Below are 16543 nucleotides of genomic sequence, written 5' to 3'. Positions count from 1 at the left end.
GGCTGCGGCACCAACCGCTCAATGACTGCTCGTCGTTCTGAACCCGCGGGGCACCAGCCACACGGCGAGCAGGGCCACGGCGACGACGATCGCCGCCGATACGTACGCCGTCGTGGTGAGCGCGTCGTCGAAGGCGTCCCGGGCGGTTTCGAGCACCTGCCGGCCCGTGGTGCCGCCGGCCTTCTCGGCGACCTCCGAGGCACCGCCGACCGACTCCCGTGCCCGCTCGGCGTCGGCGCCGCCCAGGGGCAGTCCGGTCATGTGCTGGTAGTAGACGGCGCCGTGGATGCTGCCGAGCAGGGCCACGCCGAGACCGACGCCGAGTTCGTAGGCGGTCTCCGAGACGGCGCCCGCCTGCCCGGCGCGTTCCGCCGGTACGGACGAGACCAGTACGGCCGCCGAGGCGGTGATCGCCAGCCCGTCGCCGAGGCCGAGCGCGGCCAGGACCACCGCGACGACCGGGTAGCCGGTGGGGACCGGGGACAGGGCCAGCAGCAGGAATCCCGCGGCGAGGGCGCCGAGGCCGAGGGCCAGCACGGAACGGACCCCGACGTGGTGCATCAGCCAGGGGGTCGACAGCGAACCGGCCAGCATGGCGGCGGCCGCGGGCAGGGTCCGCAGTCCGGCCTCGGAGGGCGAGTAGCCGTGGACGTACTGCAGCCACAGCGAGATGAGGAACAGCGCGGCACCGATGGCCAGCATGGCGAGCAGGGTGGCCAGCGCGGCGGCCAGGAACGGACGGCGCTTGAAGAGACGTACGTCCAGCACCGGGTCGTCGGAGCGGAGTTGGCGCCGGGCGAACACCGCCAGCAGCAGGATCCCGAGGGCGAGCGTGCCCAGGTCCTCGGGCAGCAGACTGCCCTTGGCGACGTGCTTGATGCCCCAGGCCAGGAACACGATGCCGACGATGGAGAGCAGGGCACTGGGCCAGTCGAGCCCGCCGGGCTGGGGGGTGCGGTACTCCGGCAGCAGCCGCAGTCCGGCGACGACCGTGACGACGACGACCGGGATGTTCACCCAGAACGCAGCCGACCAGCCGAAGTGCTCGACGAGCACCCCGCCGACGAGCGGCCCCACGCACGCCCCGGCGCCGGCGACGGCGGCCCAGATGCCGATGGCGAGGGCCCGCTCGCGGGCGTCGGTGAAGATGTTGCGGATCAGGGAGAGGGTCGACGGCATCACCATGGCGCCGCCGAGCCCGAGCAGTACCCGGCCGCCGATCAGCTGCGCGGAGCTGTCCGCGGTGGCCGCGACCACGGACGCCAGGCCGAAGAGGACGAACCCGCTCAGGAAGAGCCGTTTACGGCCGTACCGGTCGCTCACCGCACCACTGGTGACCAGCAGGCCACCGAGCACGAGACCGTAGATATCGATGATCCACAACTGTTCCAGCGCGCCCGGCTGGAGATGGTCGATGAGCGAAGGCAGAGCGACGTTGAGGATGGTGGCGTCCATGGCGACCAGCAGCAGGCTGGCGCAGAGCACCGCGAGCATCGCCCAGCGGCCGGGGTCGGGGGCCGGGCGGTGGTCCACCGCCGCGCCCTCGGGGACATCGGCAGGAGAGGCTCGCTCCATGGCACATCGCGCCCTTTCACCGGCTTCCCTTCGCATGATGGGCGAAGCCGGTGAAGGGCGCGATTCGTGATCGGCCGAGGGGCGTCGTGGATCAGCTCACCGGTACCGGAGCGTCCAACAGCCCGGCGTGGTGGCGGCGGGCGACGGCCGGGTGCGCCCGGAGCCAGCCCTTGATCTCGTTACGGCCGTACTCGGCGAACAGCGGGTTGGCCGCGTCCTGGGTGACACCGGGGGCCCGGTGGGCGTGCGGAAAGGGGACCGGCTCGATCCGGGCGTCCAGCCGCGGGTTGTAGAAGAACGGGACGGAGTAGCGCTCCCGGTTCCCCGGCGGGGAGACGACCCGGTGGTTGGTGGCCTTGAGATAGCCGTTGGTGGCCACTTCCAGCAGCTCGCCGAGGTTGATCACGAAGGCGCCGGGCATCGGCGGCACGTCGATGAACGCACCGTCGGGACCCTCCACTTGCAGTCCGCCGACGGTGTCCTGGAGGAGCAGCGTCAGGAAGCCGTAGTCCTTGTGCGCGCCGACCCCCTGCGCGGCGCCGTCGGGTGCGCTGCCGGGGTAGCGGACGAGCTTGAGGTGCAGATGGGGGCGGTCGGCGAAGGCCTCGTCGTAGAAGTCCGGCGGGGCGCCGATCGCGGCGAGCAGTTCGTGCAGCAGCCGCTGGGCCACCGAGCTCAGCCGGTCGACCCAGTTCAGGGCGGCGGCGCGCAGCTCGGGCAGGGCGGCGGGCCACTGATTGGGGCCCTCCAGCCACCAGTAGCCGGGCTCGTCCGGGCCGGGCACGCGCGGCGCGCGCTCGGCGCCGATGTCGATCTGGTCCCGCCAGTCGCGGCTGCCGCCGGTCCGCTCGTCGCCTATGCGGGTGTAGCCACGGAAATGGGGCGAGTTGAGGTTGCTGATGGCGAGCCGCTCCGCTTCGGGCAGGGCGAAGAAGGCGCGCAGGGTGCGCATCAGCTCAGCGGTCTCGGACTCGGTGATGCCGTGGCCGGTCAGATGGAAGAACCCCACGTCGCGGGCGGCGGTGTGCAGCGCGACCTGGAAGCGCGCCCGCGCTTCGGGGCCGGCCGAGGCGGCGGAGAGGTCGATGACGGGAAGCTCGTTGATCATGAAATTTATCCACAGCGTGAGGGCCCGGTCACGCCCGGCGGTGGCCGGGCGGCCCGCGAAGCGCCGCAGGGTATGCGGAGGGAGCGGGGCCGGGAAGCGGCTAGGAAAGGCAGAAGAAAGAAAAGGGGGGACCACTGCCCGGAGAGCGGGGCACGGTCAGGTGATGGTCAGCCGTAGTGGCGACAGGACATGCTCGTAACGCGGACGAGGTCCACGTGGCGGCGCTTGACGAGCGGAATCACACGCCCAGGGTATACGACCGGGCGCCGAACTGTTTTTCGCGCCCGGTCCGGGGGCGCAGCATGCCCCTGCCGCCCGCGCTCCGCCGGGTGCTCAGCCGTTGCGCAGGCGCTCCAGGTCGCGGCGGTCGCGCTTGGTCGGGCGGCCCGCGCCCCGGTCACGGTGCGCGACCTGGGCGATCTCCTCGCGCGGCGGGGCCGGCGGACTGTTGTCGACGTAGCATTCCGCGGCGACCGGGGCGCCGACCCGCTTCTTCACGACGCGCGAGACCACGACGATCCGGTCCCGGCCGCCCACGCGCAGCCGGACCTCGTCACCGCAGCGCACCGCGTAGGCGGGCTTGACGCGCTCGCCGTTGACGCGCACGTGACCGGCGCGGCAGGCGGTGCCCGCCAGCGAACGGGTCTTCGTGAGACGTACGGACCAGATCCAGCTGTCGATCCGTACGGATTGCTCGTCGGAAGCCATGACCCCCACCTTATGCAAGCGCTCCCCGCGGGGTGAATGCCCCGCGGGGACGGCATCGTGTCGTGCGGCTGCCCACCGGGGGGATGATTCAGCCGGCGGTGATCACCATGCGACCGGCAGCTCGACCGGGCCACGGATCAGTACCTCGGTCTGCCATGGCACCTGGTCGGCCGGGACCGCGAGCCGCAGCCCGGGGAGCCGGTCGGCCAGGGTGGACAGCAGGACCTCCGATTCCATGCGGGCCAGCAGGGGGCCCACGCAGAAGTGCGGGCCGTGCCCGAAGGCGACGTGCGGCGGTCCCTGGCGGTCGAAGTCGATCCGGTCGGGTTCGGGGTAGACCTCCTCGTCCCAGTTGGCGGCGACGTAGGAGACGTAGACGATGTCACCGGCGGTGATCCGAGCCCCGCCCACCTCGATGTCCACCGTGGCGATGCGCGGCTGTCCGATGCCGTGCTTGTGCGGGATCCAGCGCAGCAGCTCGTCGACGGCCTTCGGTACCACCGCGGGATCGGACCGCAGGCGGTCCATCAGCCCGTCCTGGGTGAGCAGGGCGTAGACCATGTTGGAGGTGTTGTTGCGCACCGCGTGCCAGCCGTTGAGCCCCATGAGGGTGGCGAGGGCCAGCAGCTCCTCCTGGTCGATCCGGCCCGCGTCGACGGCGGCCACCATCGTGCTCATCAGGTCGTCCCGCGGTGCCGCGCGGCGCTCCTCGGACAGCGCCTGGAAGTAGTCGTGGGCGGCCTTCTTCACGGCCTTGGCCCGCTCGAACGCCGCCTCGTCGGACGCCCTCGTCAGGATGGTCTGCGCCCAGTCGCGGATCTGCGGCCGGTCCTCGGCGGGGACGCCCATCAGCTCGCTGACCATCTCCAGGGGGAACGGCGAGGTGACGTACCGGATGATGTCGGCGGGCTGTCCGGCCGCCAGCAGCTCGTCGATCAGCTTGTCGAGCACGGCCTGGGCCCGGGGACGCAGCCGCTCCATGCTGCGCTGGGTGAACTCGGGAGCGACGACCGCGCGCACACGGGCGTGGTCGGGCGGGTCCACGAAGCTGACGGCGCGGTCGAGCGGGATGAAGTGCTTGGTCATCTTGGGGACGGACCTGTTGAGGATGTCCCGGCTGAACCGCGCGTCCGAGGCGACGAACTTGACGTCGGCGTACCGGGTCATCAGCCAGCAGTCGCCTTTGCCGTGCGGGAGCCGGATCCGGACCGGCGGGGCCTGCAGCGACTCCTTGAGGAAGGGGTCGAAGTCCAGCGCCGGCAGGTCGGGGACCTCGTACATGCGCGGGGTTTCACCGATCGTCACAGTCGCCTCCACCTCGATGGCCGCCTGGCTCGCCGCCAGGCCCGATCGCGCGTCAGGCTACCGGCGGCGGGGCCGCCGACCGCGGGGCGCGCGCATCGTCGACCCCCGTTCAGGCGAATGCCCCGACGGTCACGTCGGCCAGGAGCCGAGGGCGACGTCGACGACCCGGTGCAGGTCGTCGGGGGTGGCGCCGCCCGACGCCTGGACGGAGATGCCGTAGGAGACCATGGCGACGTAGCGGGCCAGACCGACGGCGTCGGCGTCGGCCGGCAGGTCGCCCTCGGCCCGGGCCCGTTCGAAGCGGGCGCACAGGTCCGCTTCGCCTGCGCGACGGCGGGCGGCGAGCTTGTCGCGGACGACACCGGCCTGTTCGCCGGTGGCGAGGGCCCCCTGGACGACGAGGCAGCCGCGGCCGGGGTTGTCCCGCGAGGTGGTGACCTCGACGGCGCCGCGCAGCAGACGTTCGGCGGCGGCACGGGCCGTGGGTTCGTCGAGGGCCTCGCGGACGTGGCGGGCGTAGGCGTCCAGATAGCGGTCGATCGCCTTGTCGAACAGCGCTTCCTTGTTGCCGTAGGCGGCATAGAGGCTCGGCCTGCTGATGCCCATGGCCAGGGTCAGGTCGGACAGCGCCGCGCCTTCGTACCCCTGTCGCCAGAACACGCGCAGGGCACGGTCCAGGCGTTCGTCGATGTCGAACCCACGCGGGCGTCCAGCGGTCACGGGCGGCGGCCTCCATTCATTTCGTACCGATCGATATAGTACTCTCACCCTTCGGTACCGATCGGTACACAATTCTGGATGTCCATTTCTGGACCGAAGGGGCTCGGGGACTCATGACGAAGACACTCGACGGCAAAGTGGCACTGGTGACCGGTGGCTCGCGCGGCATCGGTGCGGCGACCGCCCGCGCACTGGCCCAGGCGGGGGCGGATGTGGTGATCGGCTACGCCACGGCCGCGGACAAGGCCCGGGAGGTCGTGCGCGACATCGAGGCCCTCGGAGTGCGCGGCGTGGCCCACCGGGCCGACCAGGGCGACGCCGGGCAGGTCACCGCCCTGGTCGACGCGGTCGTGGCCGACTTCGGGCGGCTGGACGTCCTCGTGAACAACGCGGGTGTCTCGGTCAGCGGTCCGGTCGGCTCCCCCGACGGCGACCACGCCGCGTTCGACCGGCAGCTCGCGGTCAACGTCGGCGGGGTCATGGCCGCCATCCGGGCCGCGAGCCGGGTGATGACCGCCGGCGGGCGCATCGTCACCGTCGGCTCGACGCTGGCCGCCCGCCCCGGGTTCCCGGGCGTCGCCGACTACGCGGCCTCCAAGGCCGCCGTCGTCGGGTACAGCAAGGGTGCGGCCCGGGACCTGGCCGCCCGGCAGATCACCGTCAACGTCGTACAGCCCGGCGCGGTGGCGACCGACATGAACCCCTCGACGGGTGAGTTCGCGGACGCGCAGCACGCGGTGAACGCGATGGGCCGCCACGGCCGGCCGGAGGAGATCGCGGCGGGCATCGTCTTCCTCGCGAGCCCCGGCGCCTCCTTCGTCACCGGTGCCGTTCTCGACATCGACGGCGGCTATATGGCCTGACCGGCAGCAACCCGGCCCGGAGGCCCACGGGCTGGCCCGTTCGGGGGAATCGACCCCCGGGCTCCGGCGCGGCCGACGGCGGGCCGCCCCCTTCGGCCGATCGGCCGCGGCCAGACTGGGCCGATGGAAACGCAGGTCACGGAGATCGCGCCGGACATCTACCGGCTGTCCACCTACATCAGCGACGCGGACTTCATGTTCAACCAGTTCCTCGTCGACGCCGAGGAGCCGCTGCTGTTCCACTGCGGGCTGCGGGCGCTGTTCCCCCTGGTGTCGGAGGCCGTGGCCCGGGTGACCCCGGTGGAGAACCTCCGCTGGATCACCTTCGGTCATGTCGAGGCCGACGAGTGCGGCTCGCTGAACTCCTGGCTCCAGGCGGCTCCGCGGGCCCAGGTCGCGCACGGCGCGATGGGGTGCCTGGTGTCGGTGAACGACATGGCCGACCGTCAGCCGCGCCCGTTGGAGGACGAGGAGGTGCTCGACCTCGGCGGAAAGCGGGTCCGCCGCCTGGAGACCCCCCACATGCCGCACGGCTGGGACGCCGGGCTGCTCTACGAGGAGACGACGGGCACCCTCCTGTGCGGCGACCTCTTCACCCGGATCGGTGATGCCCCGCCCCTGACGGACAGCGAGATCGTCGGCCCCGCCCTGGCGGCCGAGGACACCTTCAGGTCGACGTGCCTGACGGCCGCCACGGCCCCGACCATGCGCCGCCTGGCCGGGCTGCGGCCGACGACGATGGGTCTGATGCACGGCCCGGCGTACACGGGCGACTGCGGTCAGGCGCTGACCGATCTGGCGGCGGCGTACGAGGACCGCTTCCTGGCGTCCTGCGACGGCCACCGGGGCGGGTGACCGCGGCCTGGGGGCCACCAGGACCCGCGCTAGGCGGAGAACTGCCGCATCAGCCGCATGCCCTGGGCCGGGGTCATGTGCGGCAGATACGCCTTGGAGATCGCCCGGGTGATGGCGGGCAGGAAGGCGGGGTCCGGGTAGACCATGTACATCGGGCGGTACTGCGGCTGGAATTTCGCCTTGAAGTTCAGCAAGGACCGGAAGCCGTAGACCGGTTCGAGGACCTTTCCGCCGTAGTCGAGGACGCGTTGCAGCGCGGCGGCCGGCTGGGCGCTGGCCGTGCGGGCCAGGGGGGCGCCGGAGAGGCTGAGGAACGCGGCGCCCTCCTCCTTGAAGCCGAGGGCCGCCGAGGCGATCAGGAACTCCATCGAGCCGCGGAAGCCGCCGGCCCTGCGCCGCATGAAGTCCAGTGTCCAGCCGACGGGGCTGCCGTCGCCGTACACCGGCATCCAGCTGGTGATGCCGTGCACCGTGCGGTCGCCGTCCACGGCCAGCAGACAGCGCACCGCGGGGTCGTCGAGTTCGTCGAGGCCGCCCAGGGTGAAGCCCATCTCCGGCAGCCCCTTGTCGGCGACCCACTCCTCGGAGATCGACCGCACCTGGTCGGTGAGGGCGACCGGGGCCTCCGGGTAGGACCACCATTCGGCGGTGATGCCCTCCTTCTTGGCCTTGTTCAGGGCGGTACGGACGTCCTGCCACTTCTTGCCGGTGAAGGCCAGGTCGGGCAGCGGCACCACGGTGTCCTCGGCCACCTGCACCGACCGCCAGCCCAGCCGCTCGGCGGACCGGAGGGTCTCGGACCCCACGCTGTAGAAGCAGGGTGTCCAGCCGCGCTCGTCGCAGTGCCGGGAGAAACCGGCGACGGCGGCCTCGCGGGCCCGCGGGTCGCCGAACGGGTCGCCGGTCGTCAGCGCCACCGTGGAGATCACCCGGTAGGCGACGGCGGCGCGGCCGCTCTCGTCGAACCAGTAGTGGTTGCCGTCCCATGTGGTGAGGTAGGAGAGGTTCGAGCCGCCGTGCGCGGTGAGGAGTTCCCGGGCCCGTACGGCCGCGTCCGCGTCGGTGTGCAGCCGGGGGCGGCGGAAGGTGAAGAACAGCGCGACCAGGGTGACCGCCCAGAAGACGAGCCCGCAGTACTGGTAGAGGGCCTTCGCCATGCCGCCGACCGGGATCGGCGAGTCGGTGAACTCGTCGAGGAAGGCGGGCGGCAGGAAGACCGACACCAGCCCGCCGAAGAGCAGCCCTGGGGTGGCGTCCGGGTCGTACTGGTCGCGCACGGCGTGTCCGATGCCCACGTAGGCGGCGCACACCAGCAGGAACGCGGCCCCGACGACCGCCGACAGCTTGGCGGTCGCGGTACGCGGCAGCCGCAGGTCGAAGCGGTCGCGGGTGAGGACGAGCAGGAGGAGGACCAGGACCGGCAGCAGCATCTGCTCCACGAAGGACTGGACGTAGCCCGCGTGGTCGGCGGGCACCGCGCCGTAGGCCTGGGGGTCGGCGAGGAAGTCGTTCAGCAGATAGCCGAGCAGCGCGATCCAGGCGAGGTGCACCAGCACGGCGAGGCCCCAGGCGAGGCGCAGCCCGCGGCGCAGCCCCTCCGCGAGGACGAGCAGCAGCAGGGGCACCAGCGCGGCCATGATGACGGACGGTGAGTGGTAGAAGTCCCGGATCGCGTGCTCGGAGTGGCAGTCGCGGGCGGAGGTGGCGCAGGCGTCCGCGACCTCCTCGGCGGTGGGCTGGATGGAGACGTAGAGGTTGTCGAAGGAGTTGAAGGGGCCGTACGCGTCGCGGTAGAGAATGGCGATCATCGGCCCGATCGCGGAGGCGGCCACGACGAGGGCGACCAGCACCCGGGCCTCGGTGTGCGAGGAGCGCCGCAGCCGCACCCGGCCGGAGCGGTGGTAGAGCGCGGCACCGGCGGCGAGGCCCACCACGACTCCGCCGAACCGCATGACGCCCTGCAGATGCCCCACGTACAGGGCCATCACGAGGGCGAACGCGCCGATGCCGAGCCGTATCCGGCGCCGCCACAGGGCGGTGAGCCGGTAGCTGAGGACCGCGCCGACGGCGAGCGCGCCGACGGAAGGGGTGACCGCGAGGTCCTCGGAGAGGCTGTCCAGCCACTGCTCGCCCGCGAGGGAGCCGACTTTGACGATGCCGAGGGCGAGCAGGGTGCCCGCGATCTGGCCGCCGAGCAGGATCGCGGCGGTGCGGGCGACGCCGAGGCGGCGTTCGGCGGGCGTGAGGAGCACCAGGACGAGGAGGGTCGCGCCGATGTAGCCGGCGAGCCCGGGACACCACAGCAGCGACGTGGCCGGGGTCCACCACCGGCCCTCGGCGAGGGAGGGCAGCCCGGCCCCGAAGCGTTCCATGCGGTGCCGTCCCGGGCCGCTGCCGAGGCTGCCGGTGACGGCGCCGACGATCCACAGGACCGCGAGGAAGGCGAGGGTGAAGGGGGCGTGCCGGACGGGGGCGAGGAGCCGGTCGAGGGTGGTACGCCACGGGTGGCGGCTGTCGCCGGTGACGGGCGCCTCGGCGGCGGCGTCGGGCGGGGCGGGAGGAGGGGGCGATGTCATCGGATCAATCCCGTCTCCCGGGACAGCCACGGCAGTTGACGTTCCAGACCGGGCCGCCAGACCTGCCAGCTGTGGCCCCCGGGGAGCTCCACCCACTCGGCCCGCATGCCGGCTTTGACGGCGGCCTCGTAGACCTTGCGCTGTTGCGGTCCGTAGGTCTTGTCGTCGCTGCCGGCGATGAACGCGGCCTTGGTGTCGGGGAACCGCTCGCGTGCCATCACATCGAGCGGATTGACGGCGGCGAAGGCGGCCGGGTCGCCGCCGAACGCCGTGTCGACGGTCTTCTTGGTGCTGCCGAGGGTCGGGGCGTCCTGGCCGGAGATGTCGTTGACGACGCCGTAGACGTCGGGGGCGTTGACGCCGAGCTGGAGGGAGCAGGTGCCGCCGAAGGAGATGCCGGAGACGATCCAGGAGGTGCGGTCCGTCGCGACCTGGAGGTGGGAGCGGATCCAGGCGGGGACATCTTTCGCGAGGTAGGACTGGACGTTGCCGAGCTTGGAGTCCACGCAGAGGGTGTTGGCGAACTGCTTGCCGAGCGGGTCCACGACGACGACCACGGGGGCGAGCCCCCGGTGCGCGGCGGCGAAGGTGTTCATCATGTCCACCAGCCGGCCGGAGTTGATCCAGTCGTCCGGGGACCCCGGCTGGCCGGCCATGAGCACGATCACCGGCAGCAGGGGGCGGGGGGTGGAGCGGTAGGCGGGGGGCAGGAAGACGTACGCGCTCCGGGCGTCGAAGCCGGAGGTGGTGCCGGGGATGGACGACTTGGAGAGGGTGCCCTTCTCGGGCAGCCCCTTGGGGGGCCGCCACACCTCCGAGACCGCCTTGCCCTCCGGGACCCGCAGGGCGGGCTCCTCGCGCCCGGTCGCGTCGGCCAGGCTGGTGGTCTTCTGCAGCCAGGTGTTGAGGGCGGTGCGCGCCGTCGGGTACTGGTCGAAGTGGCGGTTGATCTGCGAGGCGCCCAGCAGGACGACGAGGAGCCCGGCGAGCAGGGCGGGCAGCCACAGGCGGGGCCGGAGCAGCGGGAGACGGAAGGCCGCGAGAGTGATCCCGAGGACGGCCACGCCGGCCCAGAGCACCACATCGGTCGGCAGGGGGTCGGGGAAGACCTGGAGCCAGTCGTCCACGGCCACTTGCAGCAGCCAGGTGAGCAGCACGGCGAGCACGACGGCGATCGGTCCCCAGCGGATCCACCACCGGCGCTGCCGGGACCAGAGCAGGGCGGCCAGCGCGCACAGTCCCACGACCAGAAGGGTGAGCGGAATCCATCCGCTCACCAGTGACCAGTCCAGCGGGCCTGCCGCGATCCGCATGCGTCGCACCACGTCCGTGTGGGGGCCGGGGGGTGTGGGCGAACGGGTCGCTCTGCCTTGAGCTACGGCCCCACGTCGGTGGAGCCGGGTGGACTTGAACGCACCATCTACCCGTTCACCGAAAATGCTACCTTTCGGCGGATATCCGGCAACCTGGGATAAGGGTGCGGGGTCACCGGGGCCGGCCGTCTCTCAGGCGAGCGTGTCGAGGATCTTTGCTATCTCCCCGGGACGGAGTTGCACGCCGATGTGGCTGGTGTCCACCGTGTGGACCTGGAAGGGGTTCTCGGGGGTCAGTGCGTCGGCCTCGGCGATCATCCGGTCCTGGAGGGCGAGCGGGATCGCCCGGTCCAGGGAGAAGCGGACATAGGTGCGGGGGATCCGGCCCCATGCGTCGGCCCGGACGCGGGCGTCAGCGGTGAGGACGCGCGCGGAGTCGGCCGGTTCGAGGATGTTCAGGCAGGCGCGGAACTGCTCGTCGGTCGCGTCGGCGGCCAGAGCCTCCTTGGTCATGAGGAGGAACCGCGGGTCGGCCGAGCGCCAATTGACCAGGGACGAGGCGACGTCCCTGATCCCAAGGGTCGCCAGGTAGTCGGCCACGCTCGGCAGTTGGACGCAGCACCATGCGGAGACGTACACGATCCGGCCGATCAGATCGGGCACCGTGTTGCCCACGCCGCTGATGGTCGCCCCACCCCCACTGGTCCCCACCAGGATCACCGGCCCGTACTCCGCGACCTGGCGCACCGCTTCCACGACATGGGTGACGTTGTCCTCCAAGGTCACCCCGGCCAGCGGCGAGGGGTGCGCGGAGAAAGCCTCCAGGTCCTGCGGTGCCTGGTAGGAGAGCGGGAAACAGGCGTCCATGCCGTGGCCCGGCAAGTCGACGGCGAGCGCCCGGTGCCCGAGCAGCGCGAGTCGCTGGAGAACGGGCGACCAGGCGTAGGAACTGCTGTGCGCGCCGTGTACGAGCACGAAGGTCGGCCGGCCGTCCCGGCGCGCTGCGCCTTGTGGACTCTCCAGCACCATGGGGGGGCTCCTCTCGACAGGGAAACGGGGGTCGTGCTCGTCCTTCCTACGGGATCCGGCGGACGGTCAGCAGGGTTTGCGCCACGAATCCAGGTCGAGGCGCTTGCGCATGGAGCTGAGCCCGAGCCGCTTGGCGTCGCGGCAGAACGCGTCCGGCGCCAGGGCGTACTCCACGTGGAAGACCGCCTTGCCCCGCCGCACGAACGGCGCCAGCCGGTCGCACTCGCCGAACTGGGCGCACTCCTCGTTCACGGCGAAGTCGAAGTCCCCCACGAGTGCGGGAATTTGGTCCAGGTCGTTCTTCAGGCCCACGGCGAGCCCGCGGTCGTGGGCCAGTTTCGCGAGCATGCGGTTGAAGTCCAGTTGGTGGGCGGCAGTGAGCGGGAATCCGGTGGTGTTGCGGTATCCCTCGGTCAGGTCCGGTTCGACGGCGTCGAAGCCCTTCTTCCGGCACATCTCGATACGGGCGGCCATCAAGGGCCGAAGGACGTCGAGGCGGCGGATGTCGAGCCATCGCTCGCCCGCCCAGCCGTTGTTCTCGCCGAGCAGTTCCTTGGGGAAGTCCGCCTGGTCGGGCCGGAATTTCTCCCAGGCGCCCGCGTTGATGTAGCAGATCACCTTGCGGCCCCGGGCGTGCAGTCCCGCGACGGTCTTCGCGGAGTTCTCGAAGCCGTCGATGTCGTAGACGGGGACGTCCACGCTCATGTCGACCCGCCCGTCGAGCTGCCATTGCCAGCGGGTCCCGGGGCGGGGCCGCCAGCGCCGGGAGGCGGGACGGTTGGTGCCGGGGCCGTGGGAATCGGCCGATTCCGAGGGGTCTGCGGTGCTGGAGGGGTCTGTGCGGCCTTCCCCGCCCTCGTCCTCGTCCTCGTCGGGGTCCGGGGTGCCGGTTCTCCCTGGAGCTGCGGAGGAAGGCGTCCCTGATTCCTCGGGCTCGGGCCCGTCGTCGGCGGTGGAGCAGCCGGCGAGGCCGAGCAAGGTGAGGGCGAGCAGCCCGGCTCCGACGCGTCGCCCGGTCACCGGGCGTCCCCCGCGAGCCCGGTGACCGTGCCCGTCAGCGGCGCGGTCCGCCAGGGGTTGGATCCCTCCCCCGGCACCGCGCAGTGCACCGCGGCGCCCCGCCCGTCGGCGGTCCGTGCCACCTGCTCCGCGCACTCGGGCGGGACCCCGTAGACGAGGTGGCAGAACCGCTCGGGCGGATGGTCGGCCGTCCAGTTGGGCACCGCCGCCCGCCGGTAGGCCTCCCAGCTGCCCTCGAAGGTGACCAGGAGGTCGGCGATCAGGGCGTAGCCGGGGTCGGGGTGGGTGCCGGGGTTGAGTACGGCCGTCCGGGCGCCCAGTGCCCTGGCGAGGACGACGAGCCTGCGGTAGCGGGGCAGCAGCGCGGCCTGGGCCGCCGCCTGGTCGAAGAAGATTCCGTCCACGTCGTACCACCTGCGGTGTTTGCGGATGTCGCCGATGATCTCGCGGGGCGGCCGGTGGCCGTAGCCGGTGTCGGTGTAACCGAGCAGTCGGACGCCCGCGCTGCGGAGCCGCTCGGCGGCCGTCAGGAAGTCCGGGTCGGGGCGGTGGCCGGGGCCGTCCGCCACGTTGAGCACCACGGCGTACAGTCCGGCGGCGGCGCCCGCCAGCGATGTCCACGCCTGCGGGCTCACCGCGGGGTGGACGTACAGCGGGACGAGCAGCCGTCGCCCGCCGTCGCCGGATGGGCCCCCGCCCGCGCCGGGACGCGTCCGGCCGGTCACCGGAGGGACTCCGTCCGGGTGCGGGTCTCGGCCCAGAGGTCGGCGAGGGAGTCGGCGAGGGTGTGCCGGGGGGCCCAGCGCAGGGTGTGCGCGGCGGCGGTGATGTCCGCCTGTTGCCAGGAGACGGCGGCGGAGCGGGTGGAGCCGCCGCCGTCCTCCTCGATGCTGCCGCGGAAGCCGGCGGCCCGTACGAGCCCGTCGGCGATCTCCCTGACGCGGCGGGCCCGGCCGCCGGCGATGTTGAGGACAGGGGGCAGCGGCGCGGGCGCGGTGACGGCGAGGCTGATGGCGTGTGCCACGTCCCGCGCGTCGATGTAGTCGCGGTAGGCGGAGAGGTCTCCGGTCCGCACGCTGCCGTCGGGGCCGGCCCGGTGCAGTTCGGCGGCGAGCCGGCCGGGCAGTGAGGAGGCGGGCGAACCGGGGCCGACGAGGTTGAAGAGCCGCAGGACGACGGCGTCGAGGCCGGAGGCGGTCACCGCGAGGGTCCCGGCGAGTTTGGTGGCGCCGTAGAGGCCGACGGGCCGGGCCGCGGTGGTCTCGGTGACGGGCCGGTTCCCGTCCGTGGGCCCGTACTCGGCGGCGGAGCCGAGGTGGACCAGGCGGGCCGCCGGGGCGGCTTCGCGCAGTGCTTCGCACAGCACGGCCGGGCCGCGGGCGTTGACGGCGGCGAGGTTCACCGCGCTGCCGTCGACGGCGCCCGCGCAGTTGACGACGGCGTCGGGGGCAGCCGTGCGCAGCGCGGCGGCCAGCCGGCCCGGGTCCGCGGTGGCCAGGTCGACGGGGAGATCGGCGCCGGGGGCCCGGCCGCCGTCGAGCACCCGCGCGCCCGGGAGGGCGCGCAGTTGCCCGACGGCGTGCCGGCCGAGGAAGCCGGTGGCGCCCAGAACGAGGATGCGCATACGGGCCGTTCACGCTCCCTTGATCAGCATGTCGCGGTGCAGGGAGAACTCCCGGTTGGCCCGGTCGTAGTCGTCGGGCCGGCCGATGTCGAGCCAGTAACCGTCGAACTCGTACGCGTGCGGCGGGGTGTCCGCGGCCAGCATGTCCAGGACGAGCTCGTCGAACCCGAGCGGCAGACCGGGGGTGTAGCGGGACAGGGCCGCGCGGGAGACGCCGTACACCCCCATGGAGACCCGGTAGTCCATGCTGGGCTTCTCGGCGAAACCGATGACGCGCCCGCAGTCGGTGGTCAGCACACCGAAGTCGATGTTCACCTTCCGGGCGTAGGTGGCGATGGTCAGCGGCGCCTCGGCGGCCACATGGGTGCGGTACATCGCGCCGAAGTCGAGGTCAGTGAGGATGTCGCCGTTCATCGCCAGGAAGTTCTCGGGCAGCCGGTCGAGCATGGTGAGCAGGGGGCCCATGGTGCCCAGCGGGCTCTCCTCGGTGGTGTAGTCGACCTTGATGCCCCATTGGGAGCCGTCACCGACATAGGCGCGGATGATGTGCCCGAGGTGGCCGATGGCCAGGGTGCAGCTGGTGAATCCCGCGTCGGCCAGCTGGCGCATCACGATCTCGAGGATCGCGTGTTCCTCGCCGATGGGCACCAGGGGCTTGGGCAGCGCGGTGGTGTACGGACGCAGCCGGACACCCTTGCCTCCGGCCAGTATGACGACATGCATGGTGGCATTCCTCTCTGCGATGGGTGGCGCCGGAACGGGTGGTGACGTGGCGTCAGACGTTGTACATGCCGACCTTGTACCGGCTGAGGTTCACCGGGTCGCGGAAGAAGTCGATGGCCCGGACGAGCCCCGCCTCAAGGCTGTGGGCGGGGGCCCAGCCGGTGGCGGCGCGCAGCCGGCTCGCGTCGCAGACCAGCCGCATCACCTCGGAGGCCGCGGGCCGGATGCGCGCGGGGTCCTCGGTGACGGCCAGGTCGGAGTCCATGAGCTTGCCGATCAGCAGCACCAGGTCACCGATCGAGATCTCCTCCCCGGTACCGGCGTTGAAGGTGCGGCCGACGACGTCGGCGGCGGGGGCGGTACCGACGGCGAGGAAGGCGGCCACGGTGTCCTTCACATACGTGAAGTCCCGGGTGGGGCGCAGATCGCCGAGGGTGATGGCCCGCTCCCCCGCGGCCACCTGGGCGATGACGGTCGGGATGACGGCGCGCATGGACTGGCGGGGGCCGAAGGTGTTGAACGGCCGCAGAGTGACCACCGGCAGATCGAAGCTCGCGTGGTAGCTGTCGGCGAGGCGGTCGCCGCCGGCCTTCGACGCGGCGTACGGGGACTGGGTGTTGATGGGGTGGTCCTCGTTGATCGGCACGGTCTGCGCGGTGCCGTACGTCTCGCTGGTGGAGGTGTGCACCAGACGGGGGATGCCCAGGTGGCGGACGGCCTCCAGCACATTGAGGGTGCCGGTGACGTTGGTCTCCACATAGCTGTGCGGAGCGCGGTAGGAGTACGGGATCGCGATCAGCGCGGCCAGGTGGTAGACGGCCTCCGCGCCCGTCACCAGCCCGTTCACCGAGCCGGGGTCGCGTACGTCGCCGAGGACCACCTCGACGTGGGACATCACCTCGTCGGGGAGCGTCTCCAGCCAGCCGAAGGAGGAGAAGGAGTTGTACTGCACCATGGCGCGTACCCGGTGCCCGGTGGTGACGAGTTCCTCCACCAGATGCGAGCCGATGAATCCCTCGGCGCCGGTGACGGCGACGAATGCGGATGCGGATGCGGATGCGGATGCGGACATGCTGGATCTCCCTTGTGTGTGACGTTCACTCACCAGGCGTGTTCATGAACGT

At 71.9% G+C, this 16543-nt stretch carries 15 protein-coding genes; 2 read left to right on the top strand and 13 right to left on the bottom strand.

All coding sequences use genetic code 11. From position 1 onward, the window contains the following. Positions 1-18: 18 nt before the first annotated feature. The 5 genes from AB8O64_RS33400 to AB8O64_RS33380 all read right to left on the bottom strand — a co-directional run bounded on the left by AB8O64_RS33400 (position 19) and on the right by AB8O64_RS33380 (position 5416). A complete protein-coding gene (locus AB8O64_RS33400; protein WP_370423415.1) occupies positions 19-1575 on the bottom strand; it encodes an MFS transporter in 1557 nt (518 codons plus the stop codon). Between the two features lie 91 nt (positions 1576-1666). Then, positions 1667-2683, bottom strand: a complete 1017-nt coding sequence (locus AB8O64_RS33395; protein WP_370423414.1) for an isopenicillin N synthase family dioxygenase — start codon at positions 2681-2683, stop codon at positions 1667-1669. Positions 2684-3016: 333 nt separating this feature from the next. Further along, positions 3017-3391 (bottom strand): RNA-binding S4 domain-containing protein, encoded by a 375-nt coding sequence (locus AB8O64_RS33390; protein WP_365211801.1) that lies wholly within the window; start codon positions 3389-3391, stop codon positions 3017-3019. Positions 3392-3493: 102 nt separating this feature from the next. Then, the gene (locus AB8O64_RS33385; protein ID WP_370423413.1) at positions 3494-4696 is read right to left on the bottom strand and encodes a cytochrome P450; all 1203 of its coding nucleotides are present in this window, start codon (positions 4694-4696) and stop codon (positions 3494-3496) included. A 129-nt stretch (positions 4697-4825) separates the two neighbouring features. Beyond that, on the bottom strand, positions 4826-5416 hold the full coding sequence (locus tag AB8O64_RS33380) for a TetR/AcrR family transcriptional regulator (RefSeq protein ID WP_370423412.1): 591 nt from the start codon (positions 5414-5416) through the stop codon (positions 4826-4828). A gap of 113 nt (positions 5417-5529) precedes the next feature. On the opposite strand from AB8O64_RS33380, the gene AB8O64_RS33375 reads away from it, so the two are divergent. Together AB8O64_RS33375 and AB8O64_RS33370 are read left to right on the top strand one after the other, a co-directional pair. Further along, a complete protein-coding gene (locus AB8O64_RS33375) occupies positions 5530-6279 on the top strand; it encodes an SDR family NAD(P)-dependent oxidoreductase (RefSeq protein ID WP_370423411.1) in 750 nt (249 codons plus the stop codon). Between the two features lie 123 nt (positions 6280-6402). Continuing rightward, positions 6403-7134: an MBL fold metallo-hydrolase gene (locus AB8O64_RS33370; protein ID WP_370423410.1), complete on the top strand. Its 732-nt coding sequence runs from the start codon at positions 6403-6405 to the stop codon at positions 7132-7134. Between the two features lie 29 nt (positions 7135-7163). On the opposite strand, the gene AB8O64_RS33365 is transcribed toward AB8O64_RS33370, so the two are convergent. From AB8O64_RS33365 to AB8O64_RS33330, 8 genes are all read right to left on the bottom strand, one after another. Next, positions 7164-9710 carry a bifunctional lysylphosphatidylglycerol flippase/synthetase MprF gene (locus tag AB8O64_RS33365; RefSeq protein ID WP_370423409.1) on the bottom strand — a complete coding sequence of 849 codons (2547 nt, stop codon included), beginning with the start codon at positions 9708-9710 and terminating at the stop codon, positions 7164-7166. Beyond that, complete coding sequence (locus AB8O64_RS33360; RefSeq protein ID WP_370423408.1) at positions 9707-11023, bottom strand: alpha/beta hydrolase-fold protein; 1317 nt, start codon at positions 11021-11023, stop codon at positions 9707-9709. The genes AB8O64_RS33365 and AB8O64_RS33360 overlap by 4 nt, the downstream gene beginning before the upstream one ends. 192 nt (positions 11024-11215) lie before the next feature. Next, entirely contained in the window at positions 11216-12052 is an 837-nt protein-coding gene (locus AB8O64_RS33355; protein ID WP_370423407.1) for an alpha/beta fold hydrolase, read from the bottom strand. Between the two features lie 66 nt (positions 12053-12118). After that, a complete protein-coding gene (locus AB8O64_RS33350) occupies positions 12119-13072 on the bottom strand; it encodes an endo alpha-1,4 polygalactosaminidase (RefSeq protein WP_370423406.1) in 954 nt (317 codons plus the stop codon). Beyond that, positions 13069-13797 (bottom strand): spherulation-specific family 4 protein, encoded by a 729-nt coding sequence (locus tag AB8O64_RS33345; RefSeq protein ID WP_370423405.1) that lies wholly within the window; start codon positions 13795-13797, stop codon positions 13069-13071. The genes AB8O64_RS33350 and AB8O64_RS33345 overlap by 4 nt, the downstream gene beginning before the upstream one ends. Beyond that, entirely contained in the window at positions 13794-14696 is a 903-nt protein-coding gene (locus AB8O64_RS33340) for an NAD-dependent epimerase/dehydratase family protein (protein ID WP_370423404.1), read from the bottom strand. The genes AB8O64_RS33345 and AB8O64_RS33340 overlap by 4 nt, the downstream gene beginning before the upstream one ends. A 9-nt stretch (positions 14697-14705) precedes the next feature. Further along, positions 14706-15419 carry an NDP-sugar synthase gene (locus tag AB8O64_RS33335; RefSeq protein ID WP_370423403.1) on the bottom strand — a complete coding sequence of 238 codons (714 nt, stop codon included), beginning with the start codon at positions 15417-15419 and terminating at the stop codon, positions 14706-14708. A gap of 52 nt (positions 15420-15471) precedes the next feature. Then, entirely contained in the window at positions 15472-16491 is a 1020-nt protein-coding gene (locus AB8O64_RS33330; RefSeq protein WP_370423402.1) for an SDR family NAD(P)-dependent oxidoreductase, read from the bottom strand. Between the last annotated feature and the right edge of the window lie 52 nt (positions 16492-16543).

Source organism: Streptomyces sp. QH1-20, assembly GCF_041283565.1.
Classification (GTDB): Bacteria; Actinomycetota; Actinomycetes; order Streptomycetales; family Streptomycetaceae; genus Streptomyces; species Streptomyces syringius.
The sequence above is the reverse complement of the archived record's forward strand: the minus strand, read 5'-3'. Positions and strand labels throughout refer to the sequence as shown.